Source organism: Bradyrhizobium sp. Mp19 (genome assembly GCF_029952935.1).
Taxonomy (GTDB): domain Bacteria; phylum Pseudomonadota; class Alphaproteobacteria; order Rhizobiales; family Xanthobacteraceae; genus Bradyrhizobium; species Bradyrhizobium elkanii.
Genome location: NZ_JASAUT010000062.1, coordinates 1 through 26,236 on the forward strand (window position 1 = coordinate 1; position 26,236 = coordinate 26,236).

Below are 26,236 nucleotides of genomic sequence, written 5' to 3' on the forward strand. Positions count from 1 at the left end.
AGAGAATCATTCGACTCACCGTTCCGCAAACGGAAACGCCTCAAATCACATAGATTCACAGCCTCTCAGGGTGACGGTGAGAGTGATCCATAGGGAACAACAAAGCGGCGCGTGCTCAACCTCTTGAAGAAGCAGTTGGATCACGGGCACGGCACCGCGCGGCTTTGCCGCGCCGCCTGCGTAACCGAACCTTGTTTTCACCTGTCACCATTGCGGTGTATCCTGACGGCAAGCGAACCTTGGCCGGCGGCACTCGCAAGAGGCATTTTTCGATCCGGAATAGTTCTTGCTGCTGCGTGCCGCCATGCCGTGTTGATCTACACCAGGCAATCAGGAGGCAGCCGATGACGATGAGGCCAGATCCTACGTTCCACGCGTCGCCGAAGCTCGCGATGGAAGCGCCGGCCGAGAGCTTCGCCTACACCGTGCTGCTCAGTCCGGATTTTTCAAAGCCGGACGCACTCGCGGTGATCGACGTCAAGCCCGGCTCTCCGACCTACAGCAAGATCGTCCATACGGTGACGATGCCCAACAAGGGCGACGAGTTCCACCATTTCGGGTGGAACGCCTGCTCGTCGGCGCTGTCCCCGCTGGCCGGACACGCCTTCCTCGAGCGTCGCTATCTCATCATCCCCGGCATGCGATCCTCCCGGATCTATATCGTCGACACCAAGCCGGACCCGACGCAAGCGAAGATCCACAAGATCATCGAGCCCGAGGAAATCTTCAAGAAGACCGGCTACTCGCGACCGCACACCATCCACTGCGGGCCGGAAGGCATCTATGTCAGCACGCTCGGCGGAAGCGGCAAGGACGGCACCGATGGGCCGCCCGGCATCTTCATCATGGACTGCCAGACATTCGAGGTGCTCGGCCGCTGGGAGATCGATCGTGGTCCGCAGACCAAGCATTATGACTTCTGGTGGAACCTGCCGCGCGACTACATGGTGAGCAGCGAGTGGGCCCTGCCGCCGCAGTTCGAGAACGGCATCGTGCCGGAAGACCTGCTGTCGAACAAATACGGCCACCGCCTGCATTTCTGGGACCTGCGCGCCCGACGCAACGTCCAGACCATCGACCTCGGCGCCAACCATCAAATGGCGCTGGAGGTGCGTCCGGCACACGATCCGGTTCGCGAACACGGCTTCGTTGGCGTCGTGGTCGACACCACGAACCTCGAGGGTTCGATCTGGACCTGGTGGCGCGAGGGCGGCAAGTTTCACATCGAGAAGACGGTGACGATCCCACCCGAGCCTGCATCGAAAGACCAGCTGCCGCCGCTGTTGCAGGGTTTCGGGGCCGTACCTCCGCTGGTGACCGATATCGACTTGTCGATGGATGACAAGTTTCTCTACGTCGCCTGCTGGGGCACCGGCGAGATGCGCCAATACGATGTCAGCGATCCGCGCAAGCCGAAGCTCGCCGGATCGGTCCGCATCGGCGGCATCGTTCGTCGCGCGCCTCACCCGAACGGACAGGCTTTTGCCGGCGGACCGCAGATGGTCGAGATCAGCCGCGACGGCAAGCGGGTGTACTGGACCAATTCGCTCTATTCGACCTGGGACAACCAGTTCTACCCGCAAGGCATTCCCGGCGCCGAGGTGATGGCGAATGCAAGCCCGGGCGGAGGCCTCGAACTGGCGAAGGACTACTGGGTCAGCTTCCCCGACGGCTACCGGGCGCACCAGATCCGGCTCGATGGCGGTGATTGCTCCACCGACTCCTTCTGCTATCCGTCGGTCTAGAGCGTTTTCGAGCGAAGTGGGTACCGGCTCGCGTGAAGAAAACGCGTCAAAACAAAAACCCAGAGACCGTTCCGATTCGATCGGAACGGAAAAGGCCCTGACGTGAGCCCGGCCGACTGGACTCCGGCCTGGCTGTGGCTGGCGGTCATCGCGAGTGGCCTCTACCACGGGATCAACCCGGGCATGGGCTGGCCGCTCGCCGTTTCTGCGGGATTGATGCAGAGGAGTTCGCGCGCGCTGGTGACCGCGCTTGGCCCGCTCGCGATCGGTCATCTGCTGGCGATGCTGCTGGTGATCCTTCCGTTCGCGCTGCTGATCACCGTCGTCGAATGGCAGCGCACGATCCGGATCGGCGCCAGCCTGCTCGTCATCCTGTTCGGTGTCTATCGGCTGATCGACCGGCGCCATCCGCGGGCCCTGGTGCGGATACCGCCGACGCAACTCGCTTTGTGGTCCTTTGCCGTGGCGATCGCCCATGGCGCGGCGCTGATGCTGGTGCCGATCTATCTCGGGCTATGCCGCGAGGCTGAAGCCGACCAAGGCCATGCGGCCGCCAACAGCCTGATCGACACCAGCCTCACGATGGCCGTGCTGGTCTCGATCGTCCATGCCGGCGCGATGATCGCCGCCGGCGGATGCCTGGCGTGGCTGGTCTACCGCTACCTCGGCCTCAAATTCGTGGCCCGGAGCTGGTTCAACCTGGACACGGTTTGGGCGCTCAGCCTGGTGCTGGTGGGTGTCGTTGCGCTGGTGCTTGCTCTTGCAACGTAGTCCGAATGCGGCACGCCGCCCAATCGGCATGGTTGCGGAGGTCGTGACGACGTGAGGCACGATAGATGACCCGTCATCCCCGCGCAACGGCTTTGCCGTTGTCGCTGGAGGTGCACGCGCAAGCGTGCCTCGAAGGGTGAACGGCCCGCGGCAGACAGCCGGGCCGTCGACCCTTCGAGACGCCACGCTCCGCGCGGCTCCTCAGGGTGACGGTGATAGATTGTGTCAGCGAAGCTTGCCGAGCAGCGCGATCAGCGTCTCGCGCTCCTTGGCGTCCAGCGGTGCCAGCGTTTCCCTGGAGATCGCAAACGCATTCGGCGCGGCCTTGTCGGCCATCTGCTGGCCGGCGCGCGTCAGGCTCACGAGCAGCCGGCGGCCGTCGTCGGGATCGGGCGCGGTCTCGGTCAGGCCGCGCGCGGTTAGGCGATCGATCACGCCCTTGATGGTCGCAACATCCATCGAGGTCAGCCGCCCAAGCTGGTTCTGCGAGCAGGCGCCGACCTCAGACAGCTTCGACAGCGCCGCCCACTGCGTCGGCGTCAGATTGATGCCGATCTCGCGGGCGAAGATCACGGCGTGGCGCTGCGACACCTGGCGCAGGATGAAGCCGATCTGCTCGTCCAGCACGTATCCCGGCTTGGTCGCCCTCCCGTTTCGCTTCGGTGCCGCACTCCTCGCCATCGTCCACCCCGCCCGTTACAGCGACAGATGCGCGTCGCGGACATCCGGACGCGCATCGAGTTCCGCCATGGTGCCGCCGAAACAGATCCGGCCGCGCTCGATGATGTAGGCGCGATCCGAGATCAGCCGGGCGAAATGCAGATTCTGCTCGGAGACGACGATGCTGACGCCCTCTTTCTTCATCGCCAGGATCGCATCGACCATCTGCTCGACGATTTTCGGCGACAGCCCCTCCGAGGGCTCATCGAGCAGCACCAGCGACGGATTGCCCATCAGCGTGCGCGCGATCGTCAGCATCTGCTGCTCGCCGCCGCTCATGCGCCCGCCGGGCCGGCCGCGCATCTCGCCGAGGTTCGGGAACAGCTTGAACAGTTTTTCGCGATCCCATTGCGGCGCGCCTGCCCGCTTCGGCTGGCGGCCGACCTCGAGATTCTCCTCGACCGTCAAATCCGTGAAGATGCGCCGCTCCTCCGGGACGTAGCCGAGCCCGCCGCGCACGATCGCATGCGTCGGCAAATCGGAGACGTCCCTGCCCTCGAACATGACGCGGCCGGAGCGGTTCTCGACCAGGCCGACGATGGAGCGGAACGTGGTCGACTTGCCGGCGCCGTTGCGCCCGAGCAAGGCAACCACCTCGCCCTCGCCGACCTCGAGCGCGATGTCGAACAGGATATGCGCCGGGCCGTAGAAGCTGTTGAGATCCTTTACCGTCAGCTTCATGCCGATGTTCCCTCGCGGTGCCGGGCGTCATAGACGAGGCCTTCGCCGAGATAGATCGCGCGCACCTGGGCGTTGCCGCGGACTTCCTCGGGCGAGCCTTCGGCGATCAGGCTGCCGCGGTTCAGCACCAGGATGCGGTCGGCATGCTCGAACACCACGTCCATGTCGTGCTCGGTGAACAGCACGCCGATCGACTGCTCGCGCGCGATCCGCGCCGTCAGCCGCATCAGCTCGACGCGCTCGCGCGGCGCCATGCCGGCGGTCGGCTCGTCCATCAAGAGCAGCTTCGGCTGGTTGGCGAGCGCGATCGCAAGCTCGAGCCGCTTGACGTCACCATAGGCGAGCTCGCCGCACGGCCGCTCCGCGTAGGCGCCCATGCCGACCAGATCGAGCAGCCGTCCGGCCTCGTCGCGGGCGTGACGCGCGGTCGAGGCCCACAGGTTGAGCAGTTGCCCGCCATGCGAGACCAGCGCGACCTGCACGTTTTCGCGTACCGTCATGGTGGGGAATGTCGCCGCGATCTGAAAGGTGCGGCCGACGCCCATGCGCCAGATCACGCGCGGCTTCTTGCCGGTGGTCTCCGCGCCCAGCACGCGGATGCGGCCGCTGTCCGGAATGTTCTGGCCGTTGAGCATGTCGAAGCAGGTGCTCTTGCCCGCGCCGTTCGGCCCGATCAGCGCCAAAATCTCGCCGGCGCGCAGCTCGAAGGAGACGCCGCGCACGGCATGCACGCCGCCGTAGGATTTGGTCAGCCCCTCGACCGACAGCAATGTGGGAACCATGCTCATTCGGCGCTCTCGATGCGGGAGGTCAGCAAGGGCGATACCGACGACGAGGACTTGCGCCGGCGATGCATGAAGGCTTCCAGCGTGCCGACGATGCCTTTCGGGAACGCGACCACGATCAGCACGACGAAGCCGCCGAGCACGAGTTTCGACCAATCGGTCTGGCTGACCAGCCAGATGTTGAGCGCCTTGTAGACGATGGCCCCGACCACCGCGCCCGACACCGTCTCGACGCCGCCGAGCAGCACCATGACCAGCGCATCGACCGACAGCGAGATGCCCATATTGTCGGGGAACACGCTGCCCTTGAGATAGGCGAACAGCGCGCCGGCCAGGCCGGCGACCGTGCCCGCGATCACGAAGGCGGTCCACTGGATGCGCTTGCCGTCGATGCCGATGGCTTCGCTGCGCAGCGGCGAATCGCGCGTCGCGCGCAGCGCAAAGCCGAACGGCGAGAACACGATGATGCGGAGGATCACGACCGCGAGCGCGGCGATGCCGAGCGACAGCCAGTAGAAATGCGACGGGCTCGCCGCCCATTTTTCCGGCCAGACGCCGAGGATGCCGTTGTCGCCGCCGGTGACCGACACCCACTGGAACGCGATCGACCAGACGATCTGGGCAAAGGCCAAGGTCAGCATCGCGAAATAGACCCCGGAGAGCTGCACCGCGAAGAAGCCGAATACGGCGGCGCCGGCGAGCCCGAGCAGCGGCCCGAGCAGCAGGCAGGCGATCATCGGCAAGCCGGCCATCTTGGCGAGTAGCGCCACGCCATAGGCGCCGAGCCCGAAATAGGCCGCGTGGCCGAACGAGGCGAGCCCGCCGACCGACATCAGGAAGTGCAGGCTGACCGCAAAGATCACGAAGATCGCGATCTCCGAGCCGACCGTGAGCACGTAATTCCCGGCGACGAACGGCAGCGCGGCGGCGAGCACGAGCACGGCGATCGCGGCGAACCGCTCGTTCATCGTCAGCGGACGCCACGGATTGACGGTGAGACCCGGCGTGCGCCGTGCCGGCGCCTCCGGCTTGCCGAACAGCCCCCACGGCCGGACGATCAGCACCACCGCCATCACCAGGAAGACCAGGATGATGGAGATCTTCGGGAAGATCAGGATGCCGAAGGCGTTGAGCTCCGACACCAGCACCGCCGCGACGAACGCGCCGATGATGCTGCCGAGGCCGCCGATCACGACCACGACGAAGACCTCGACGATGACGCGCAGATCCATCGCGTGATTGACCGCATCGCGCGGAATCTGCAGCGCGCCGCCGAGCGCGGCGAGGAAGACGCCGAGCGCGAACACGCTGGTGAACAGCCATTTCTGATTGACGCCGAGCGCCGCGACCATGTCGCGGTCCTGCGTCGCGGCGCGCACCAGCACGCCCCAGCGGGTGCGCTGGAACAACAGCCAGAGCACGCCGAGCACGACCGGCCCGAGCACGATCAGGAACAGATCATAGCTCGGTATATTCTGGCCGAAGAAATCGATCGCGCCCTTGAAGCCGGGCGCGCGGCGGCCGACCAGATCGTCCGGGCCCCAGATCAGCACTACGAGATCCTCGACCATCAGCGTCAGGCCGAAGGTGGCGAGCAACTGGAACAGCTCCGGCGAATGATAGATCCGGCGCAGCAGCACCATCTCGACCAGCACACCGATCGCAGCAACCGCCAGCGCGGCAACGACGATGCTGCCCCAGAAGCCGAGCGCGCCGGAAAAGCGCTCGGTCAGCGTGAAGGCGACATAGGCGCCGAGCATGTAGAACGCGCCATGCGCGAAATTCACGATCCGCGTCACGCCGAAGATGATCGACAGACCCGAAGCGACCAGGAACAGCGACGCCGCGCTGGCAAGACCGGTCAGGAACTGGACGACATAGAAGGCCATGGGCGGTCCGCTTCAACGTGAACTTGCATCAGGGCCTCATCCTTCGAGACGGCGCTCCGCGCCTCCTCAGGATGAGGAGCGAGACCCTCATGGTGAGGAGCGCGGCAACGCCGCGCGTCTCGAACCACGAGGCCCCGCTATATTCGCAACCTCAATCCTTCGGCCGCAGCTTCTCGATCTCGGCATCGCTGGGCAGATAGTCCGCCCCCTTGCGATAGGCGGTGTCGACCATGATGCCCTTGCCGTCCTTCAGTGCGGTCTTGCCGGTGAAGGCGCCCAGCGTCGACTGGTGATCGATCTTGCGGAAGGTGATCTCGCCGAACGGCGACGGCATCGAGATGCCCTCCGCCGCCGCGATCAGCTTCTCCGGATCGCTCGAGCCGGCCTTGGCGAGGATCGCCGCCGCCGCCTCGATGGTCTGGTAGCCGACGATCGAGCCGAGCCGCGGATAGTCGTTGTACTTGGCCTGGTAGGCCTTCAGGAACGCGTCATGCTCCGGCGTCTTGATCGCGTACCAGGGATAGCCGGTGACGATCCAGCCCTCCGGCGTCTCGTCCTTGAGCGGATCGAGATATTCCGGCTCGCCGGTCAGGAAGCTCACCACGGTCCGGCCCTTGAACAGGCCGCGGGTGTTGCCTTCGCGCACGAGCTTGACGAGGTCGGCGCCGAAGGTGACGTTGAGGATCGCTTCCGGGTTCGCCGCGGCAACCGCCTGCACCACCGGACCGGCGTCGATCTTGCCCTGCGGCGGCCACTGCTCGTCGACCCACTGGATATCGGGCCGCTTTGCCGACATCAGCTTCTTGAACACCGCCACCGCCGACTGGCCGTATTCATAGTTCGGCGCGATCGTCGCCCAGCGTTTTGCGGGCAGTTTTGCGGCTTCTTCCACCAGCATTGCCGCCTGCATGTAGTTCGACGGACGCAGGCGGAACGTGTAGCGGTTGCCTTTCGACCACGTGATCGCGTCGGTCAAAGGTTCGGCCGCAAGGAAAAACACCTTCTTCTGGTTGGCGAAGTCAGAAACCGCAAGGCCGATGTTGGAGAGGAACGTGCCGGTGAGCATCGCGACGTTCTCGCTCGACACCAGTTCGTTGGCCGCGGTCTGCGCATCCGCCGGCCTGCCGCCGTCGTCCTTGGAAATGACCACGAGCTTCTTGCCGCCGATGCCGCCGGCCGCGTTGATCTCTTCCACCGCGAGCTGCCAGCCCTTGCGATAGGGCTCGGTGAACGCCGGCAGCAGCGAGTAACTGTTGATCTCGCCGATCTTGATTTCGCTCTGCGCCAAGGCCTGCGTTGTCATGGCACTCGTTGCCATGGTCGCGACCGCGATCGCCAATCCCGCCCCTACGAAATAACCACGCATCCCGTCCTCCAGTTTTTCTTCAAAGAGATTATCGCAATCCGTCTTCGCCCTTGATCTCGCCGACCGTCAGCCCGCCGACGCGCGGCAGCGGCCGCCCGCTGTCGGTTACCGCGACCGCGACCATGATCTCGTTGGCCCGCGGCGCGTCGTTGATCTGCACCTCCATGCCGTCGAAATGGCTGCGCACGAAAGCCGCGTCCTTGTGCCCGAGCGGAATATCCAGCGTGGTGCCGGGGCCCGAGCGCTTCTTCGACGACGGGATCAGCGCCGCGCCCTTCGACAGCACCTTGCGCACCGGCGCGCCCATCTTCGGATGCAGGATCGCCGCCGCATGCTCGAGCTCGCCATTCTCGCCGACCGCGGCGGCCTTGCCATAGCTGTGCGCCTTGGCGCCGTCGATGCCGAGCGCGGCGACGGCCCGTTTCGAGAGCAGTTCGCCGAGTTCCTCGCCGATCGCGATCAGCGGCGACAGATCCTCGACATAGCGGCCGGCAAAGGGGTTTTCGATCACGGCGATCGCGGCAGCCCGCCTTGTCGGCGGCGCGATGGTCTTGCCCATCTCCAGATGGGTCTCCTCGACCACGGTGACGATCTTGCGAATGACGGCGCTCATCTTGCCTCGCTCCCGGTCATGCCCGCAGCATGTGTTCTGTCGTTCTTCGTTGAAACGCGTGCGACGCCGGCGCCCCAGTTGCACCGACAATTCGCGTTTCGCCCAGTAGACGCAATGCCGCGCCCTCGATCAATCCCGACATCAGGAGGTCGCGCGCCCGCGCTGCCCCCGCCTCGAGCGCCTGATCGATCTCGTGTTCCGAGAGCCGCCCGACATCGCGGGTCACCAGCCGCGCGCCGAGGTCGCTGTCGGGCTGCAATTCGCTCGCCGGACAGCGCAGGATCGCGGGATGATCCGGCAGATCGACCGCATTGGCGATCACCGTCGCCGCGGCATCGGCCTGCGACGCCGTCCGCGCCAGCACGGTGACGGCATCGGCAATGCCGAGCGAGAAACTGCGGCCGTGGCGGCCGCTGGTCGCGATGCCGCGGACCGGCGTGTCGGCATCGACCGTCATGGTGCGCATCACGCCGTGACGGTCGGGCCGATCCATCAGGCCGACCGTGAATTGTTCGCCGTCGCCGAGATGCAGGGCAATGTCGCCGCCATTGTTGACATAGGCGCGGTCGAGCGGCGCGGCCTCAAGCATCGCGCCGAGGATTTCCTCGGCGACCGAACCTGCCACCGCGGCCATCGGCGTGATGAAGCCATCGGCGGCAAACGGCGCGACCGCCGCATGCATACGCCGCGCAACCACGCCTTTCAGCGCACAATGATCGGGACGCGCCGCACTACGGAGTTCGGCAAGTTCCGCGCAGAGTTCGTCGAGCAGACCCCTGAAGCGCTCGGCGGCGGCCTGATAGGCGGCGCTGATATCGGCATCCCCGCCCTTGGCCTCGATGACCAGATCGATCGGGCCGTCCTGCAAATGCAGCCGCTTGCCGTCAGGAAGAAGCGCGATTTGCGGCAGCCGGCTCATGCGCGCCGCCCTGGCAGATACGGCATCGGGCGGACCTCGGCGCTGTCCCGCAACGAGGACAGCGGCCGGACATAGTCCATATGGCCACCGAGCGCCGCGTAATCCGACAGCTTCATCGTGAACTCGATCGGCGCCACCAACGCCGGGGTCGGCACATAGCCGAAGGCGCCGGCCGGCATTTGCGTGACGTCGACCATGAAGGTGATACCGCCGCCGGGCCAGACATAGACCGGTGCGCCGCCACTGGTCACCCGCGTCAGCGCGTCCTTCACCGAGCGCGTCAGCCGCACCGGATTGTCGGTGACGCCGGCGCGCAGCGATCCGCCCGCGCCGCCCATGAACAGCACGGTGCACAGCGCCGGCTCGCAATTCTCCTGGATGCGCTCGACCGAGAACTTGAGGTCCGCCGGCATCTCGGTCTCGACCGGCTTCAACGCCTCGTCGAGCACGTAATAAGAAGCATGTTCGCCGGTGGTCGAGACCATCAGCATGGTGAGCCCGGGCCGTGCCTCCTTCGCATTGAAGGGACCGAGGATCGATAGCGGATCGGAGATATTGGTGCCGCCCCATCCGGTGCCGGGATCGGCGACCTGGAAATAGCGGCCGGGCGTCGAGCGCCGCCCCTTCATCTTGATGCCGGTGTCGGCGATATCGAGCAGCTTGCCGGCCTGGTGTTCGCTGAGCACGCCGGTGATGTGGTCGTCGACCACCACGACCTCATCGACCTTGCCGTGCCATTGCTTGGCGAACATGCCGATGGTCGCCGAGCCGCATCCGACCCGCATGCGCTCTTCTGCCACACCGTTGACGATCGGCGGCCTGCCGGCCTGCACCACGACGGTGGCGCCGCCGTCGATGGTCAGCTCGACCGCCTTGCAGTTGGAGAGATCCATCAGCGTGTCGCAGGTGACGCGGCCCTCCTTCTTGGAGCCGCCGGTCAGATGATGCACCCCGCCGAGCGAGAGCATCTGCGAGCCATATTCGCTGGTCGTGACATGGCCGACCGCCTCGCCGTCCGCGCGCACGATCGCGGTCTCCGGCCCGAGATAGCGGTCGGTGTCGATCTTCACCTTGACGCCGCAATACGAGAAAATGCCTTCGGTCACCACGGTGACCATGTCGACGCCGTCGACCTCCGACGACACGATGAAGGGCGCCGGCTTGTAGTCCGGATAGGTGGTTCCGGCGCCGATCGCCGTGACGAACAGTTCGGGCTGGCGGACGATCTTGCCGTCCCAATCGCCGCTCACCTGGAACGGAACCAGCTTGCCGCCATGCGACACGGTGCGCTCCAGCACGACATGCGGATCGACGCGCACCAGCGTGCCGTCATGATTGGCATAGCGGTCGCAGGCGCCGGCCGCGCCCGGCTTGATGTAACACATCACCGGACAGGCATCGCAGCGGATCTTGTCGCCGGCGGCGACGGTCATTGTGTCAGCCATCGTGACCAAGCCTGGACTTGTGGCGGCGGTCGATCATACTGCGCTTCCGCCTCCCTGCCTATATCGTTCGTATACGAATGATCCTGCGCGCGAGCCCGTGACCTGTCAAGCGGCCTTTGCAATCAAACCCTGCCCTTCGCGTGCGCACCCTGTTCATAAAGCGGGCACGCGCTGCAGCGCGGCATGCCGCCGCTTGCACGTTTGTATACAAACGTTATCCTCGTCGGCGATCCGACGCTGACGTTGCAGCGCAAACATCAAGGGAGAACCGGGGCAATGCGCCTGACCGTGAACGGCAGGAATCATGATGTCGACGCCGCTCCCGACACCGCATTGCTTTACGTGCTGCGCAACGACCTCGAATTGAACGGACCGAAATATGGCTGCGGCCTCGGCGAGTGTGGCGTCTGCGCGGTGTTGATCGACGGCGTCGCCGCCCGCGCCTGCGTGATTCCGATCGAGGGCTGCGCCGGACGCAACATCGTCACGCTCGAAGGCCTCGGCAGCCGCGAGCATCCCGATCCGGTGCAGGATGCCTTCATTCGCGAACAGGGCGCGCAGTGCGGCTATTGCCTCAACGGCATGATCATCACCACCAAGGCCTTGCTGACGCGCAATCCCAATCCGTCCGAGCATGAGGTGCTGGAGGCGCTGCGCTACAATCTCTGCCGTTGCGGCGCGCATATCGAGATTATCCGCGCAGCGATGCGCGCGGCCGGCCACGCGCTCGAGGCGCGCGATTGATGGTCGACGCACGGGCTCCCGCGCAACGCCAGCACGGCTCGCTGTCGGTCGTCCGCCCCGCAGTGCTGGGCGCGGAAGGCGCGTTGGAGACCTTCATCACCATCACCGCCGACGGCGCGGTCAATGCCTATAACGGCCATGTCGATCTCGGCACCGGCATCCGCACCGCGCTCGGACAGATCGTTGCCGAAGAGCTCGACGTCTCCCTTGCCCGCGTCGTCGTGATCCTTGGCGACACCGCCGTGGTGCCGAACCAGGGCCCGACCATCGCGAGCGAGACCATCCAGATCACCGCCGTTCCCCTGCGCAAGGCCGCCGCGCAAGCGCGGCATTTTTTGCTCACACGGGCCGCCGAGCGATTGGAGCTAGCTGTCGACGAGCTCACGATCGAGGACGGCCTGATCCGCGGTCACGACAACCGCAGCATCACCTATGGCGAGCTGATCGCGGACGAGACCATCCGGCTCGATCTTGCCGATGACGTTCCGGTTAAGGCCGTGAGCGCCTATTCCGTGGTCGGCAAGTCCGTGCCGCGGGTCGATCTGCCGGCGAAGGCCACCGGCGAGCTTGTCTATGTCCACGATGTGCGCGTGCCCGGCATGCTGCACGGTCGGGTGGTCCGTCCGCCTTACGCCGGCGTCGACGCCGGCCCGTTCGTCGGCACCAGCCTGATTGCGGTCGATAAAGCCTCGGTGCGCGATATTCCAGGCCTCGTCGCGGTGGTGCGGATCGGCGATTTCGTCGGCGTCGTCGCCGAGCGCGAGGAGAATGCAATCAAGGCTGCCGCGCAGCTCACGGTGAGCTGGAAGCCCGGACCAGCGCTGACCGATCTTGCCGACGTGGAGAAGGCACTGCGCGCCAATCCCTCGACGCCGCGCCAGCTGATCGACAAGGGCGACGTCGACGCCGCGATCAAGGCGGCTGCCAAGCCGATGCAGCGGACCTATCTCTGGCCCTACCAGATGCACGGCTCGATCGGCCCGTCATGCGCGGTTGCCGATTACAGCGAGGACGCGATCCGGGTCTGGTCCGGCACGCAGAACCCGCACATCCTGCGCGGCGACCTCGCGCTGCTGATCCAGCGGCCCGAGTCCGAGATCGACGTGATCCGGATGGAGGCGGCCGGCTGCTACGGCCGTAACTGCGCCGACGACGTCTCCGCCGATGCGCTGCTGCTGTCGCGCGCGGTCGGTCGCCCGGTGCGCGTGCAGCTGACCCGCGAGCAGGAACATGCCTGGGAGCCGAAGGGCACCGCGCAGCTGATGGACGTCAATGGCGGTCTCAACGCCGACGGCAGCGTCGCCGGTTACGATTTCGCGACACGCTATCCCTCAAACGGCGCGCCGACATTGGCGCTGCTGCTCACCGGGCGGATCGCGCCTGAAGCCGCGGTGTTCGAGATGGGCGACCGTACTGCGATCCCGCCCTACGACTACGAGAACATGCGCGTGGTCGCCAACGACATGCCGCCGATCGTGCGCGCGTCCTGGTTTCGCGGCGTGTCGGCGCTGCCGAATACCTTTGCGCATGAATCTTACATCGACGAGCTTGCGGCCGAGGCCGAGGTCGATCCGATCGAATACCGGTTGCGCTATCTGAAGGACGAGCGCGCGATCGATCTCGTCAATGCGGTCGCCGAGCGCGCCGGCTGGACGCCGCGCCCGGTGTGGAAAGAGCCCGAGGCGGACGGCGATATTGTGCGCGGTCGCGGCTTTGCCTATGCGCTCTACGTGCACAGCAAGTTTCCCGGCTACGGCGCGGCATGGTCGGCCTGGATCGCCGACGTCGCGGTCAACAAGGCGACCGGCGATGTCAGTGTGACGCGCGTCGTCGCCGGCCAGGATTCCGGATTGATGATCAATCCGGAGGGCGTGCGGCACCAGATCGAAGGCAATGTGATCCAGTCGACCAGCCGCGCGCTGATGGAGGAGGTCTCCTTCGAGCGCGGCGCGGTGACGGCGCGGGAATGGGGTGCCTACCCCATCATCAAGTTTCCTGAGCTGCCGAAGATCGATGTGCTGATGCTGCCGCGGCAGGACCAGCCGCCCCTCGGCGTCGGCGAGTCCGCTTCGGTGCCGAGCGCCGCCGCGATCGCCAACGCGATCTATGACGCGACCGGCGTCCGCTTCCGCGAATTGCCGTTCACGCCGGAGCGCATTTTGAAGGGACTGCGCGGCGAGCAACCCACAGCGCCCGCCCCGCTCCCGCCGCCTGCGCAAACCGCTAACCGCAACAGATGGCAGAATCCCTTTGCAAGGCGCGGCGGCGTGCTCGCCGGCATTGCCGCACTCTGCGCAGCGGCGATCGGGATCGGCGCAGCCGTGCTGCCGTGGCGCGCGATCGCGCCGATCGCCCGGCCCGATGCCTCGGTGTATTCCGCCGCGACGATCGCCCGCGGCAAGGAGCTCGCGGCGCTCGGCGCCTGCGCCGTCTGCCACACCTCGGAGCATGGCGTTCCGAACACCGGCGGCCGGCCGCTCGAGACGCCGTTCGGCACCATCTTCACGACCAACATCACGCCCGACGTCGACACCGGCATCGGCGCCTGGTCCTATCCCGCCTTCGAGCGCGCGATGCGCGAGGGCATCCATCGCGACGGACGCCATCTCTATCCGGCGTTCCCGTACACGCACTTCGCCAGGACCAGTGATGCCGACCTGCAGGCGCTCTATGCCTATCTGATGGCGCAGGCGCCGGTGCGCGCCGAAACGCCGGCCAACGCGCTCGCCTTTCCGTTCAACCTGCGGCCGCTGCTCGCCGGATGGAATGCGCTGTTCCATCAGGCGCAGGCATTCCAGCCCGATCCATCGAAGTCAGCGATATGGAATCGCGGCGCCTATCTGATCGAAGGACTCGGCCATTGCAGCGCCTGCCACTCGCCGCGCAACGCGCTCGGCGCCGAGCGGCAAGCGGCCTATCTCGCCGGCGGCTTCGCCGAGGGCTGGGAGGCGCCGGCGCTGACGTCGCTGTCGAAGGCGCCGATCCCCTGGAGCGAGGACGAGCTCTACGCCTATTTGCGCACCGGCGAGTCCCGCCTGCACGGCGTCGCCGCAGGGCCGATGGCGCCGGTCGTGCAGGAACTCGCCGCGTTGCCCGACCAGGACATCCGCGCGATGGCGGTTTACCTCGCCTCGTTCAACGAGACCGCCGACCGATCGGCCCACGACGCCATGGCAGCCAAGCTCGAAGCCGGCACCGTTGTGACCACGGCAGCCTCGACCGGCGCGCGGATCTATCAAGGCGCCTGCGCGGTCTGCCATGAGGTCGGCGGACTGCCGCTGTTCGGCAGCCGGCCGTCGCTGGCGCTGAACAGCAATCTGCACAGCGACGCGCCCGACAATCTGATCCAGGTGATCCTGCACGGCATCGCCAAGCCGGCCGTGACCGATCTGGGCTACATGCCGGCCTTCAAGGACAGCATGAGCGACGGCCAGGTCGCCGAGCTCGTCACCTTCCTCCGGCGGCAATTTGCCCCTGACAAGCCGGTCTGGACCGATGTCACCGCCACCGTCGGCCGTATACGGCAGACCATAGCGCGCTGACCTGCCATGTTCCGCCCGATACCCACTGGGCGGGCGGCGCCCGGCAGGCTAAGGTTCCCGCATGACCGTGACAGATATCGCGACCCGGACCTACAACCACGGCTGGCGGCTCGACCCGATCGTGCGCAGCCTGCTGGACACCGATTTCTACAAGCTGTTGATGCAGCAGATGATCCGGGAATGCTATCCGGACACCCGCACGACCTTTTCGGTCATCAACCGCTCGACCCATATCCGGCTCGCCGAGGTCATCGACGAGGCCGAGCTGCGCGCCCAGCTCGACCACGCCCGCACCATCCGCTTCACCAAGAAGGAGCTGATCTGGCTGGCCGGCAACACGTTCTACGGCAAGACCCAGATGTTCTCGCCCGACTTCATCAACTGGCTCTCGAACTTCCGGCTGCCCGAATACGAGCTGCACAAGGTCGACGGCCAGTACGAGCTGCATTTCCACGGGCCGTGGACCCACACCACGATGTGGGAGATTCCGGCGCTCGCGATCCTCAACGAGCTGCGCTCGCGCGCGGCGACCAAGACCTACGGCCGCTTCGCGCTCGACGTGCTCTACGCCCGCGCCAAAGCCAAGCTGTGGGCCAAGGTCGAACGGCTGCGCAAGCTGGATGGCTTGCGGCTGTCCGATTTCGGCACACGCCGCCGCCACGGCTTCCTCTGGCAGCGCTGGTGCGTCGAGGCGGTGAAGGAAGGCCTCGGCCCCTCCTTCACCGGCACGTCGAACGTGCTGCTCGCGATGGACAACGACCTTGAGGCGATCGGCACCAACGCGCATGAGCTGCCGATGGTCGCCGCCGCGCTCGCCAATGACGACGAGGCGCTGCGCTGGGCCCCCTATCGCATCCTCGACCAATGGCGCCACACCTATGGCGGCAACCTGCTGATCGCGCTGCCCGACGCCTTCGGCACCAAGCCGTTCCTGCGCGACGCGCCGGACTGGGTCGCCGACTGGACCGGCTTTCGACCCGACAGCGCGCCGCCGATCACAGCCGGCGAAGAGATCATCAAGTGGTGGAAGCAGAAGGGCCGCGATCCCAAGGAGAAGCTGCTGGTGTTCTCCGACGCGATGGATGTCGGCTCGATCGAGGAGACGTTCCACCATTTCAAGGGACGCGTGCGCGTCAGCTTCGGCTGGGGCACCAACCTCACCAACGATTTCGTCGGCTGCGCGCCGGATGGCACCGCCGAGCTCGACCCGATCTCGATCGTCTGCAAGGTGACGTCGGTCGACGGACGCCCGGCCGTCAAACTCTCCGACAATCCGGAGAAGGCGACCGGCATCCCGTCCGAGGTCGAGCGCTATCTGCGCGTGTTCGGCAATGTCGGCCGTGTTCGCACCGCAGTTCACGTGTAAACCGGCACAGATATCCCTCCATCGACTGACCTGACGAGTTTCGCATGCCCGCACCCAAGCCGCCTGCCTTCGAAACCCTGAGCCTGCACGCCGGCCAGCGCCCCGATCCCGCGACCGGCGCGCGCGCGGTTCCGATCTATCAGACCACGTCCTACGTGTTCCAGGACGCCGACCACGCCGCGGCGCTGTTCAACCTCGAACGCGCCGGCCACATCTACACCCGCATCTCGAACCCGACGACATCAGTGCTGGAAGAACGCATCGCCGCGCTTGAATGCGGCGTCGGCGCGATCTGCACCGCCAGCGGCATGGCCGCGATGCATCTGGCGATCGCGACGCTTCTCAATGCCGGCGACCACATCGTCGCCTCCGCCTCGCTCTATGGCGGCACCATCAATTTGCTGGCGCATACGCTGCCGCGGTTCGGCATCACCACGACCTTCGTGAAGCCGCGTGCGCTCGACGAATTCCGTGCCGCGATCAAGCCGAACACGCGCCTCGTGATCGGCGAGACCATCGGCAATCCCGGTCTCGAAGTGCTCGATATCCCTGCAGTCGCGCAGATCGCCCATGACGCGAAGATTCCACTGCTGATCGACAACACCTTCGCGACGCCCTATCTCAGCCAGCCGATCGAGCTCGGCGCCGACATCACGATGAACTCGGCGACCAAGTGGATGGGCGGCCACGGCATCGCGATCGGCGGCGTCATCGTCGACGGCGGGCGGTTCGACTGGCGCGCCTCCGGCAAATTCCCGCAGCTCACCGAGCCCTATGCCGGCTATCACGGCATCGTCTTCGACGAGCAGTTCGGCAAGGCCGCCTTCATCATGCGCGCCCGCACCGAGGGCCTGCGCGATTTCGGTGCCTGCCTGTCGCCGACCAACGCGTTCCAGCTCTTGCAGGGCATCGAGACGCTCGGCGTTCGCATGGACCGCCACGTCAGCAACACCCATGCGGTGCTGGAGGCGCTTGCCGCGAACAAGGCGGTCGACTGGGTGCTGCATCCCTCGCTGGAGACGCATCCGGATTACGCGCTGGCCAAGAAGCTGCTGCCGCGCGGCGCCGGCTCGATCGTCAGCTTCGGCATCAAGGGCGGCCGCGCCGCCGGCAAGAAGTTCATCGAGTCGTTGAAGCTGATCAGCCATCTCGCCAATGTCGGCGATGCCAAGACGCTGGTGATCCATCCCGCCAGCACCACGCACCAGCAGATGGATGCCGGGCAGCTCAAGGCCGCCGGCATCGGCGAGGAACTGGTGCGGCTCTCGGTCGGCATCGAAACCGCGCAGGATATCATCGACGATCTCGGCCAGGCGCTGCGCGCCTCGCAAAGGACCTGACCATGCAGCTTTCCGTGAACGGATCAGACACCTTCATCGCGACCGGCGGCAGGCCGTTCGACCCGTCGCTGCCGGCGGTGGTGATGATCCACGGCGCCGGCTTCGACTCTTCGACCTGGTCGCTGCACAGCCGCTGGTTCGCCCATCACGGATTCTCCGTGCTGGCGCCGGACCTGCCGGGCCATGGCCGCTCCGCCGGCAAGCCGCTCCCGACCATCTCCGAGATGGCCGACTGGGCCGCGGCGCTGATCACGGCGGCCGGCGCATCAAAGGCCCGATTGATCGGCCATTCGATGGGCTCGCTGATCGCGATCGAGACCTCGGCGCGGCATCCCGACAAGGTCTCCGGCCTCGCGCTGATCGGCACCGCGGCGACCATGACGGTCGGCCCCGATCTCTTGAAGGCCGCCGAAGCCAATGATGTCGCGGCGATCGACATGGTCTCGATCTGGGGCCTCGGCTTCAAGGCCGAACTCGGCGGCAGCCTCGCGCCCGGCCTGTGGATGCACCAGGGCGCGCAACGGGTGCTGCAGGAGGCGAAGCCCGGCGTGCTGTACAACGACCTCAACGCCTGCAACGCCTATCAGAACGCCCTGACCGCAGCCGCCGCGGTCAAGGTGCCCGCGACCTTCATCCTCGGCGAGCGCGACATGATGACCCCCGCCAAGGCCGGCAAGGCGCTCGCCGCCGCGACACCGAATGCCCGCACCGTGGTGCTGCCCGGCGCCGGCCACATGATGATGGTCGAGCAGCCCGACGAGCTGCTCGCAGCGCTGCGGTAGCGGAGCCGCGGGCTCCTCTCCCTTTCCTCGTCGGAGAAGGTCGCGCGGACACAAGTCCGCGCCGGATGACCACCGCCAAAATATCGAAAACAACCCCATGCAAAGTAGCAGGGCAGCCGCTGGCCCTCGGACAAGCGACTTGACACGTCGGGCAACTCAGCGATATCTTCTATTATTCCGAAATTGCGCAACGCTCCCAGTGCCCCTTGGGCATTTCAAGCCGATCGGCAGCCTCCTCAAGTGCCCGGAGCCGCCAATCTTTCAGGAAATCCGACTCGCCATCAGGAGCAAGGCAGCGAAGCAACCGATCGGTACGAGGTGGGAAAACTCCCGATGTCGCAGAATGGTCAAAGCTGCCGCCGCGAGAATGACGGCGCAGAGGATCAAGCCTGCTGCACGGGTTGCCGGTATGGCGACCAGGATCGCGGCCGATATCTCCAATCCGCCGGTGACCCGGCACCACCACGCGGGATACCCCCATCGAACAAAGTTGCTCCGCGTCGTCGACGTCGCGATCGCATTGAACAGACCTGCACTGGCGAAAGCAGCGGCAAGCAGCCTGATGAATATCGTGTGCATGACCTAAGCGACCGCCAACGCATAAGCGCGCAACTCGTCGATGATCGATCGCCGCGAAGGATTCCAGCCGAGTTCGCGCTTGGCCTTCTCGCCCGAGATGATCTGATCGGAGGCGATCGCATCGGCGAAACCCGAGAGGACCTTGCGCGCCTCTTCGAGCGGCCATGCCGCTACTCGGCCCCCGGCACCGCCCAACTCGCTCGCTGCGCGTGCGATCTCGATGAGCCGCGGCGCCGAACCGTGCGCGCCATTGAAGACGGATCCCGCCGGTGCCCGCTCGAGCGCGAGCGCATAGAGATCGGCCAGATCCTCGGCATGCACGGTCGACCAGCGATTTTGACCGTCACCGACATGAAGCGCCGCACCATGTTCCTTGGCCGCTGCGACCATCATCATCGCGGCGCCACCCCAGTTGCCATATACCCAGGCAGGCCGGATAGCGACCGGATGGACGCCCCCGGCTTCGGCCGCGAGGATCTCGCGTTCCAGGGCCTGGCGCCAGCGGACCATCTCGACCGGGTTCAGTGGAGTGCGCTCGGTGACTGACGTGTCACCCGTGGAGCCGTAGACCAAGCTGCCACTGGTATAGATGAAGCGCTTACCCGTTCCGCGCTGCGCTTCGAGGATCGCGCGCGTCGCAATCTCATCGAGAGACGCAGCGTTCTGATCGTTGGGCGAAGCGGCATGGACGACGGCGTCCACGCCCCGCACCGCCGAGGCCAAGCTCACCGGGTCGGCAAGCTCACCTATCTTCGCCACGAAACCTCGGTCGAGCAGCTTGGTCGCGCTCGCTTCCGACCGGGCGAGTCCCACGACTTCATGGCCTCCCTCTTTCAATCGGTGCGCTACCGCACCGCCGATCAAGCCAGTCGCGCCTGTTACCAAAACTCGCATGTCGATCACCCTTCAATTTCGGTGAATCCAACAAAGCGGAACGGCGATGCGGATGGAAATCGCGAGTTCTGATGTGGCGCTATCGATGGCGCCGATGGCGTCAAGCCGAGGCGGCGATTTTGGTGATAATGCCGCGCAGCCAGGCAATAGCCCCATGCGTATCCGCCCGCCGGTGCCACATCAGGTGGAGTGGCCAGGTGGGCAGTTCGAGCGGCGGATCATAAATCGCTATGCCTGCTCCGGTACCAGCGAACCTTCGTGCGACCCGGGAGGCCAGCGTCGCGACGAGGTCGGTCCCGGCGATCACGAAAGGGGCGGCCAGGAATTGTGGCAGGCTCAGCACGACGCGCCGTTCGAGGCCGAGATCGGCAAGCCTCAGATCGACGATCCCGGAGCGGTCGCCTTCCGGAGAGACCAGAAGATGCGGCGCCGCTGCGAAAGCCTTGAGGCTTGGACCATCCGCGAACGCCGGGTGTCCCTCCCGCACGACGCAGGCGAAACTCTCAAAAAAGAGCGGGCTGCTGATGATGCGCGCCGACGTCTCGACGGGGAAACCGATCGCGAGATTCGCCTCGCCGCTGTCGAGCAGCGTGATAGCTTCTTCTCGTCCGAACATCCCGCAGACCCGCACGTTGATGTGCGGGGCGTCGATGCTGAGGCGGGCCATGAGCGGCGGCAACAAGACGAACGCCGCATAGTCGCTCATCGCGAGCGTGACGGTATTGTCGGCCGTCGCGGGGTCGAAGCTATCGGCCTGTAGCGCGCTCCGGAGAAGCCGGAGCGCATCCGAGACGGGACCAGCAAGGTCATGGGCGCGGGGCGTTGGCTGCATGCCTGAAGGCGTTCGCACGAAGAGCTCGTCCCCAAGAAGCTCTCGCAAGCGCGTGAGCGCTCCGCTCATCGCCGACTGGCTGAGGCCGATCCGCGATCCGGCGCGCGTCACGTGGCGCTCCGCGTACAGCGCATCAAAGGCCTTCATCAAGTTGAGGTCGAAGCCGGCTATATCCATGTGGCCGACCATAAGGGAATGCGCCGAACGGGGATAGCGGCCGTACGTCAAGCGCACGCCGCTCGAGGGCCCCCCGGTTGGGCTGGACCCGATCCGTCGAGGATGGCGTTACGGCAAGTCATCCACCGCTTGGCAATCCGCGCTCACCCACAAGCGGACGCCGCTTAGGAGGCGGGTCTTTTCAAAAGGCATTCCACTCAGATTAGAGACGACACGGCTACCCTTCTCCCCTTGTGGGAGAAGGTGGCGCGAAGCGCCGGATGAGGGGTTCCGTCGACATATGAGATCGTGGAGAGAAACCCCTCACCCCCGCTTCGCTGCGCGAAGCGACCCTATCCCACAAGGGGAGAGGGTGCAGTTCGTACGTGGACAGGGTAACCCTCACTGCTTCGCCGGCTTGCGCTCGATCGGATGGATCTCGATCGCGCGCAGGCGGCCGAGGCGGAGCACGTCCATCGACAGGGTCCGGTCGATCCGGCTGTGGTCGAGCGCGCGGATCAGATCGTCGACACCGTTGATCTCGATGCCGTCGAGCCCGATCACGACGTCGCCCGGCAACAGCGACGCGCGCGCGGCCGGGCTGTCCGGCTCGATCTGCATCAACAGCGCACCCATCTTGTTCTCGACTCCGGCCAGCACCGCGTGCCGCCGTGGCACCGGCGCGGTCTGCCCGGCGACGCCGATATAGGCGCGGCGGACATAGCCGTGGCGGATGATCTCCGACAGCACGAACTGCGCGGTGTTGCTGGCGACCGCAAAGCAGATGCCCTGCGCGCCGTTGATGATCGCGGTGTTGATGCCGATCACCTCGCCCTTCGACGACACCAGCGGCCCGCCGGAATTGCCGGGATTGAGCGCGGCGTCGGTCTGGATCACGTCCTCGATGGTCCGCCCGCTGACCGAGCGGATCGAGCGTCCGAGCGCCGAGACCACGCCGGCGGTGACCGTCGATTCGAAGCCGAGCGGATTGCCGATCGCGACCACGAGCTGGCCGCGCCGCAGCGTCTTGGAGTTGCCGAGCGACGCGTAAGGCAGATCGCGCGCGCCATCGGCCCGCAGCAAGGCGAGGTCGGTGTCGGGATCGACACCGAGCACATGGGCGTCGGTGACGAAGCCCTCGGTGTCGCGCAGGCGAATCTCCTTCGACGATCCGACCACATGGCTGTTGGTCAGCACGAAGCCGTCGGGCGAGATCACGATACCCGAGCCGAGGCCGCCGCGCTCGCGCGCATTGCGCACCTTCGGCCCGGTTTCGACCCGGACCACGGCGGGGCCGACGCGGTCGGTGACGTCGATCACGGCATTGGAATAGGCATCCAGCAAAGCCCGGTCGTTATCCTGGGCAGCATCGGCCGTTCGCGGTGACGGCGTGTCACCGGCGGTATCTGAGGTAATATCCAGCATGGCGAGAGTCCTTTGGTCTCCTCAGATGGTGACCGGCTCCCCGCGCCGCAAGTGGTTACGACCCGGCCCGCCCTGCACCTGCCCGAATGGCTAGGGCGCCCGCCGCAACGTGCCGCCGCGCTCCCTGACCGGATCGAGCAGCGACCAGTCGCCCTCCGGCAGCACATGGCCCTTGGGGAACGGCGCGCGCAGCTCGAGCCCGAGCGAGCGCAGCACGCGGTCGTCGCGGTAGTAGCATTGCAGCACCACACGGACGAGCGTAGCCGCGGCAGCGCCGCCGCGAGCGCGAAACTCCTGCGCCACCGCATCGCGCCCGGCATCGTCGAGCTCGGCGAGCGGCTTGCCGGCAAGATCAGCCAGATGATCCAGCGCCCGCGCGACCAGCGCGGTGTCGCGGCCGAGCGTCGCCAGCATGTCGGCCTGGATCGCGGCATCGTCCGCCCCCGGCACCTTGTACTCGTCGCTTTCGGGAACGATCATCGCGGCGACGGTGCGCAGATCGGCGCGCTGGGCTGCAGTCAGTTCTTTGCTATCAGACATGTCGGTCTCTGGCGGTCTCAATCGAACAGATTGGCGAGGCGCTGCTTCATCTGGTCGGCGATGTAGAGCGCAAGGGCCTGGATGGTGGAGGTCGGGTTCACCCCGCCCGAGGTGACGAAGATGCTGCCGTCGACGATGAAGAGGTTCTTCACGTCGTGCGAGCGGCCCCATTCGTTGACCACGGAGCGCGCCGGATCGGCGCCCATCCGCGCGGTGCCGAGCAGATGCCAGCCGCCCCACGGGATCGGATCGTTGATGCAGATGTCGGTGGCGCCGGCGGCCTCGAGAATCTCCCGGCCACGCGCCAGCCCGTGGTCCATCATCTTCCGGCTGTTCGCGCTGATCGTGTAGTCGATCTTCGGCGCAGGGATGCCGTGGCTGTCCTTCAGCACGGGATCGAGCGTGACGCGGTTGTGCTCCTCCGGCAAATCCTCGCAGATCGCCGATACCGCGAGACGATGGCCGTTGAGCTTGCGGAACACGCGATGATGATCCCTGCCCCAGGGCAGGATGCCCTTCTGCTCGCTCGCGACCGCCTCGAACACCGGCCCGGCGCCGCGGCCGAACTGGATGCCGTAGCCGCGGACGAAGCCGCGCGACAGATCGGTGTCGTAGAACTCCTTGCTCCACAGGCAGGTCGGCGGCGCGCGGTTGCTGTCGGTCGGCTCCTTCACGAAGCCGTAGATCTGCGCGTAGGGGTGGAACATCAGGTTCTTGCCGACCAGCCCCGACGAGTTGGCGAGGCCATTCGGGAATTTGCCTGACGCCGAATTGAGCAGCAGCCGCGGCGTGCCGACGCCGTTGCAGGCGATGATGACGACTTCGGCCGGCTGAAACTGCTCGACGCCGTCCTTGTCGTAATAGACGACGCCGGAGGCCATGCCGTGTTCGTTGGTCAGGATCTCGCGCACCCGGCAATGGGTCTTGAGCTCGACCCCGGCGCGGACCGCGTGCGGCCAGTAGGTGATGTCGGTCGAGGCCTTGGCACCCTGCGCGCAGGCCGGCGTGCAGTGGCCGAGATTGATGCAGCGCGCCCTGCCCTCGTAATCCATCGTCGCCACCGTCGTGTCCGATGGCCACCAGTGCCAGCCAAGCTTGTTCATGGCTTTGCCGATCAGCGGGCCCGATAGTCCGAGCGGCTGCTGCGGCATCGGCGGGTGGCTCAGCGGCGACAGCGGATCGCCCGACAGGCCCGAGACGCCCATCATCCGATCGTTCTCCTCGAAAAACGGGGTGAGCGCGTCGTAGTCGATCGGCCAGTCGTCGGCGACGCCGTCGAGCGTCTTCACCTTGAAGTCGGACGGATGCAGCCGCGGCCAGTGCGCGGTGTACATCACCGTCGAGCCGCCGACGGCGTTGAAGTTGACGACCTTGATCGGCGAATTGTCGTCGTTGATCGGGTAGTCCTCGGGCCGGCGGCGGACGTTCGGGCTGGACGACCACTCGCCGTAGAACTTCGCCTCCCAGTCGCGCCCGGTGCTCGGATATTCGGCCGGATTCATCCAGCCGCCCTGATCGAGGCAGAGGATATGCATCTTGGTATCGGCGAGGCTCCAAGCCACCGCAGCGCCGGACGCGCCGGCGCCGATGATCAGGACGTCAACGGGATCGTTCATTCCGATTCCTTGTTCTTGATGATCCCGTCATTCCGGGATGGTCCGAAGGACCAGACCCGGAATCTCGAGATTCCGGGTTCGATGCTTCGCATCGCCCCGGAATGACAAATCACATCTTCAATTGACGATTCTCACCGGCAAGCTTCGTATACCGCGGATGAAATTGGAATAGAGCCTTTGCGGCGGGCCCATCATCTCAAAACGCAGATCGCGCGCCAGAACCTCCTCCCAGAGGATGCGCAGCTGCTGCTCGGCCAGGCGGTCGCCGACGCAGCGGTGGACGCCGGCGCCGAAGGCGAGATGCTGACGCGGCTTGGCGCGGTCGATGATGAATTCGTCGGCACGCTCGATCTTGTCCTCGTCGCGGTTGCCGGAGATGTACCACATCACGACCTTGTCGCCCTTGCTGATCCGGCGGCCGGCAAGCTCGACATCGTTGCGTGCGGTGCGGCGCATGTGCAGCACCGGCGTGTGGTAGCGGATGGTCTCGGAGACCAGGTTCGGGATCAGCTCCGGCCTCGCGCGGACCAGCTCGAGCTGCTCCGGGTTCTCGCACAGCGCCATCAGCCCGGCCGACATCGAATTGCGCGTGGTGTCGTTGCCGCCGACGATCAACAGCCCGATCGTGCCGATGAACTCGCGCGGCTCCAGATTCCGCGTCGCGTCCGAATGCGCCAGCATCGAGATCAAATCGAAGGTCGGCGGCGCATCGATCCGCGCGTCCCATAGCTTGCGGAAATATTCTCCCATCTTGACCAGTTCGGCGGTGCGTTCAGCCTCCGAATGCACCACCGCGTCGGGGGATTCGACGTTGGCGATCGCGACATCCGACCACCAGGTCAACTTGGCGCGGTCTTCGGAGGGGAAATCGAACAGCGTCGCCAGCATCATGTTGGTGAGGTCGACCGAGACCCGTTCGGCCCAGTCGAAGGTCTCGTTGCGCGGCAGCGCGTCGAGCACGGCTGAGGTGCGCTTGCGGATCAGGGCGTCGAAATTGGCGAGGTTCGACGGCGCCACGATCGGCGCCACGGTGCGGCGCTGCGCGGTGTGGCCGGGCGGGTCCATGCGGATGAAGCTCGGCCGCTCCTGCCCCTTCGGCTGGTCCGCGACCTGGATACCGCCAAGCTCGGAGGCCGACGAATAGTTCTGGTGATCCAGCTCGACCGCGAAGATGTCGTCGTAGCGCGTCACCGACCAGTACGGGCCGTAGGCCGACGCCTCGCAATAATGCACGGGATCGTCGCGGCGGAGCTGCGCGAACAGCGGCCGCCAGGTGTCGTCCTGATAAAGCCGGGGATTGCTGACGTCTGTAGACGTCGGCCTGCGCAGCGCCTCTCCCATCGCTTCACTCCCGCTGGTTCCGTCGCCGCTTGGCGGGCGATCGTAGTGTCGGGCCGACGATAGAGGAAATCCCGCGGCCGAGTAAAGCCGCGGGGCGGACAGTCCGCCGCGCGGAATGCGCGCAACCCGACGCACCCGGCAAATC

Annotated in this window: 22 protein-coding genes; 7 read left to right on the plus strand and 15 right to left on the minus strand. The window is 65.9% G+C overall.

Annotated features, from left to right (window positions below):
• Nucleotides 1-344: 344 nt before the first annotated feature.
• Nucleotides 345-1,745 (plus strand): selenium-binding protein SBP56-related protein, encoded by a 1,401-nt coding sequence (locus QJT82_RS37985; protein WP_028343692.1) that lies wholly within the window; start codon nucleotides 345-347, stop codon nucleotides 1,743-1,745.
• 102 nt (nucleotides 1,746-1,847) lie between these two features.
• Complete coding sequence (locus tag QJT82_RS37990) at nucleotides 1,848-2,516, plus strand: hypothetical protein (RefSeq protein ID WP_028343691.1); 669 nt, start codon at nucleotides 1,848-1,850, stop codon at nucleotides 2,514-2,516.
• A 225-nt stretch (nucleotides 2,517-2,741) separates the two neighbouring features.
• Here QJT82_RS37990 and QJT82_RS37995 read toward each other — a convergent pair whose 3' ends face one another.
• From QJT82_RS37995 to QJT82_RS38030, 8 genes are all read right to left on the minus strand, one after another.
• Nucleotides 2,742-3,197: a MarR family winged helix-turn-helix transcriptional regulator gene (locus QJT82_RS37995; protein ID WP_028343690.1), complete on the minus strand. Its 456-nt coding sequence runs from the start codon at nucleotides 3,195-3,197 to the stop codon at nucleotides 2,742-2,744.
• Between the two features lie 15 nt (nucleotides 3,198-3,212).
• Entirely contained in the window at nucleotides 3,213-3,917 is a 705-nt protein-coding gene (locus QJT82_RS38000; RefSeq protein WP_028343689.1) for an ABC transporter ATP-binding protein, read from the minus strand.
• The gene (locus QJT82_RS38005; RefSeq protein ID WP_028343688.1) at nucleotides 3,914-4,705 is read right to left on the minus strand and encodes an ABC transporter ATP-binding protein; all 792 of its coding nucleotides are present in this window, start codon (nucleotides 4,703-4,705) and stop codon (nucleotides 3,914-3,916) included. The genes QJT82_RS38000 and QJT82_RS38005 overlap by 4 nt, the downstream gene beginning before the upstream one ends.
• Nucleotides 4,702-6,591: an ABC transporter permease gene (locus QJT82_RS38010; protein WP_028343687.1), complete on the minus strand. Its 1,890-nt coding sequence runs from the start codon at nucleotides 6,589-6,591 to the stop codon at nucleotides 4,702-4,704. The genes QJT82_RS38005 and QJT82_RS38010 overlap by 4 nt, the downstream gene beginning before the upstream one ends.
• 151 nt (nucleotides 6,592-6,742) lie before the next feature.
• The gene (locus QJT82_RS38015; protein ID WP_028343686.1) at nucleotides 6,743-7,957 is read right to left on the minus strand and encodes an ABC transporter substrate-binding protein; all 1,215 of its coding nucleotides are present in this window, start codon (nucleotides 7,955-7,957) and stop codon (nucleotides 6,743-6,745) included.
• A 28-nt stretch (nucleotides 7,958-7,985) separates the two neighbouring features.
• The gene (locus QJT82_RS38020) at nucleotides 7,986-8,570 is read right to left on the minus strand and encodes an amino acid synthesis family protein (RefSeq protein WP_016842455.1); all 585 of its coding nucleotides are present in this window, start codon (nucleotides 8,568-8,570) and stop codon (nucleotides 7,986-7,988) included.
• A gap of 16 nt (nucleotides 8,571-8,586) precedes the next feature.
• Nucleotides 8,587-9,489 (minus strand): UPF0280 family protein, encoded by a 903-nt coding sequence (locus QJT82_RS38025; protein ID WP_051448091.1) that lies wholly within the window; start codon nucleotides 9,487-9,489, stop codon nucleotides 8,587-8,589.
• Entirely contained in the window at nucleotides 9,486-10,934 is a 1,449-nt protein-coding gene (locus QJT82_RS38030) for a hypothetical protein (RefSeq protein ID WP_028343685.1), read from the minus strand. The genes QJT82_RS38025 and QJT82_RS38030 overlap by 4 nt, the downstream gene beginning before the upstream one ends.
• A gap of 276 nt (nucleotides 10,935-11,210) precedes the next feature.
• Here QJT82_RS38030 and QJT82_RS38035 point away from each other — a divergent pair, with 276 nt between their 5' ends.
• The 5 genes from QJT82_RS38035 to QJT82_RS38055 all read left to right on the plus strand — a co-directional run bounded on the left by QJT82_RS38035 (nucleotide 11,211) and on the right by QJT82_RS38055 (nucleotide 18,708).
• Nucleotides 11,211-11,678, plus strand: a complete 468-nt coding sequence (locus tag QJT82_RS38035) for a (2Fe-2S)-binding protein (protein ID WP_028343684.1) — start codon at nucleotides 11,211-11,213, stop codon at nucleotides 11,676-11,678.
• Nucleotides 11,678-15,220, plus strand: coding sequence for a molybdopterin-dependent oxidoreductase (locus tag QJT82_RS38040; protein ID WP_264641710.1), 3,543 nt, complete (start codon nucleotides 11,678-11,680; stop codon nucleotides 15,218-15,220). Before QJT82_RS38035 ends, QJT82_RS38040 begins: the two co-directional genes overlap by 1 nt.
• Before the next feature lie 61 nt (nucleotides 15,221-15,281).
• Nucleotides 15,282-16,586 (plus strand): nicotinate phosphoribosyltransferase, encoded by a 1,305-nt coding sequence (gene pncB, locus QJT82_RS38045; RefSeq protein WP_028343682.1) that lies wholly within the window; start codon nucleotides 15,282-15,284, stop codon nucleotides 16,584-16,586.
• Nucleotides 16,587-16,630: 44 nt separating this feature from the next.
• Nucleotides 16,631-17,926: an O-acetylhomoserine aminocarboxypropyltransferase gene (locus tag QJT82_RS38050; protein ID WP_028343681.1), complete on the plus strand. Its 1,296-nt coding sequence runs from the start codon at nucleotides 16,631-16,633 to the stop codon at nucleotides 17,924-17,926.
• 2 nt (nucleotides 17,927-17,928) lie between these two features.
• Entirely contained in the window at nucleotides 17,929-18,708 is a 780-nt protein-coding gene (locus tag QJT82_RS38055; protein WP_028343680.1) for an alpha/beta hydrolase, read from the plus strand.
• A 261-nt stretch (nucleotides 18,709-18,969) separates the two neighbouring features.
• On the opposite strand, the gene QJT82_RS38060 is transcribed toward QJT82_RS38055, so the two are convergent.
• From QJT82_RS38060 to QJT82_RS38090, 7 genes are all read right to left on the minus strand, one after another.
• Complete coding sequence (locus QJT82_RS38060; protein ID WP_080686920.1) at nucleotides 18,970-19,287, minus strand: DoxX family protein; 318 nt, start codon at nucleotides 19,285-19,287, stop codon at nucleotides 18,970-18,972.
• A gap of 3 nt (nucleotides 19,288-19,290) precedes the next feature.
• Nucleotides 19,291-20,181: an NAD-dependent epimerase/dehydratase family protein gene (locus QJT82_RS38065; protein ID WP_028343678.1), complete on the minus strand. Its 891-nt coding sequence runs from the start codon at nucleotides 20,179-20,181 to the stop codon at nucleotides 19,291-19,293.
• Between the two features lie 100 nt (nucleotides 20,182-20,281).
• Nucleotides 20,282-21,190, minus strand: coding sequence for a LysR family transcriptional regulator (locus QJT82_RS38070; protein WP_028343677.1), 909 nt, complete (start codon nucleotides 21,188-21,190; stop codon nucleotides 20,282-20,284).
• Nucleotides 21,191-21,571: 381 nt separating this feature from the next.
• On the minus strand, nucleotides 21,572-22,594 hold the full coding sequence (locus QJT82_RS38075) for a trypsin-like peptidase domain-containing protein (RefSeq protein ID WP_028343676.1): 1,023 nt from the start codon (nucleotides 22,592-22,594) through the stop codon (nucleotides 21,572-21,574).
• 90 nt (nucleotides 22,595-22,684) lie between these two features.
• Nucleotides 22,685-23,134, minus strand: a complete 450-nt coding sequence (locus QJT82_RS38080) for a hypothetical protein (RefSeq protein WP_028343675.1) — start codon at nucleotides 23,132-23,134, stop codon at nucleotides 22,685-22,687.
• Between the two features lie 17 nt (nucleotides 23,135-23,151).
• Nucleotides 23,152-24,750, minus strand: coding sequence for a GMC family oxidoreductase (locus QJT82_RS38085; protein WP_028343674.1), 1,599 nt, complete (start codon nucleotides 24,748-24,750; stop codon nucleotides 23,152-23,154).
• A 117-nt stretch (nucleotides 24,751-24,867) separates the two neighbouring features.
• Complete coding sequence (locus QJT82_RS38090; RefSeq protein WP_028343673.1) at nucleotides 24,868-26,091, minus strand: cytochrome P450; 1,224 nt, start codon at nucleotides 26,089-26,091, stop codon at nucleotides 24,868-24,870.
• Between the last annotated feature and the right edge of the window lie 145 nt (nucleotides 26,092-26,236).

Coding starts and splice junctions, on each gene's coding strand:
- QJT82_RS38085 (WP_028343674.1), bottom strand. CDS start 24,750: ATGAACGATCCCGTTGACGTCCTGATCATCGGCGCCGGCGCGTCCGGC.
- QJT82_RS38010 (WP_028343687.1), bottom strand. CDS start 6,591: ATGGCCTTCTATGTCGTCCAGTTCCTGACCGGTCTTGCCAGCGCGGCG.
- QJT82_RS38065 (WP_028343678.1), bottom strand. CDS start 20,181: ATGCGAGTTTTGGTAACAGGCGCGACTGGCTTGATCGGCGGTGCGGTA.
- QJT82_RS38000 (WP_028343689.1), bottom strand. CDS start 3,917: ATGAAGCTGACGGTAAAGGATCTCAACAGCTTCTACGGCCCGGCGCAT.
- QJT82_RS38060 (WP_080686920.1), bottom strand. CDS start 19,287: ATGCACACGATATTCATCAGGCTGCTTGCCGCTGCTTTCGCCAGTGCA.
- QJT82_RS38005 (WP_028343688.1), bottom strand. CDS start 4,705: ATGAGCATGGTTCCCACATTGCTGTCGGTCGAGGGGCTGACCAAATCC.
- QJT82_RS38090 (WP_028343673.1), bottom strand. CDS start 26,091: ATGGGAGAGGCGCTGCGCAGGCCGACGTCTACAGACGTCAGCAATCCC.
- QJT82_RS38035 (WP_028343684.1), top strand. CDS start 11,211: ATGCGCCTGACCGTGAACGGCAGGAATCATGATGTCGACGCCGCTCCC.
- QJT82_RS38055 (WP_028343680.1), top strand. CDS start 17,929: ATGCAGCTTTCCGTGAACGGATCAGACACCTTCATCGCGACCGGCGGC.
- QJT82_RS38030 (WP_028343685.1), bottom strand. CDS start 10,934: ATGGCTGACACAATGACCGTCGCCGCCGGCGACAAGATCCGCTGCGAT.
- QJT82_RS38020 (WP_016842455.1), bottom strand. CDS start 8,570: ATGAGCGCCGTCATTCGCAAGATCGTCACCGTGGTCGAGGAGACCCAT.
- QJT82_RS38025 (WP_051448091.1), bottom strand. CDS start 9,489: ATGAGCCGGCTGCCGCAAATCGCGCTTCTTCCTGACGGCAAGCGGCTG.
- QJT82_RS38080 (WP_028343675.1), bottom strand. CDS start 23,134: ATGTCTGATAGCAAAGAACTGACTGCAGCCCAGCGCGCCGATCTGCGC.
- QJT82_RS38015 (WP_028343686.1), bottom strand. CDS start 7,957: ATGCGTGGTTATTTCGTAGGGGCGGGATTGGCGATCGCGGTCGCGACC.
- pncB (WP_028343682.1), top strand. CDS start 15,282: ATGACCGTGACAGATATCGCGACCCGGACCTACAACCACGGCTGGCGG.
- QJT82_RS38040 (WP_264641710.1), top strand. CDS start 11,678: ATGGTCGACGCACGGGCTCCCGCGCAACGCCAGCACGGCTCGCTGTCG.
- QJT82_RS38050 (WP_028343681.1), top strand. CDS start 16,631: ATGCCCGCACCCAAGCCGCCTGCCTTCGAAACCCTGAGCCTGCACGCC.
- QJT82_RS38070 (WP_028343677.1), bottom strand. CDS start 21,190: ATGGATATAGCCGGCTTCGACCTCAACTTGATGAAGGCCTTTGATGCG.
- QJT82_RS37995 (WP_028343690.1), bottom strand. CDS start 3,197: ATGGCGAGGAGTGCGGCACCGAAGCGAAACGGGAGGGCGACCAAGCCG.
- QJT82_RS38075 (WP_028343676.1), bottom strand. CDS start 22,594: ATGCTGGATATTACCTCAGATACCGCCGGTGACACGCCGTCACCGCGA.
- QJT82_RS37985 (WP_028343692.1), top strand. CDS start 345: ATGACGATGAGGCCAGATCCTACGTTCCACGCGTCGCCGAAGCTCGCG.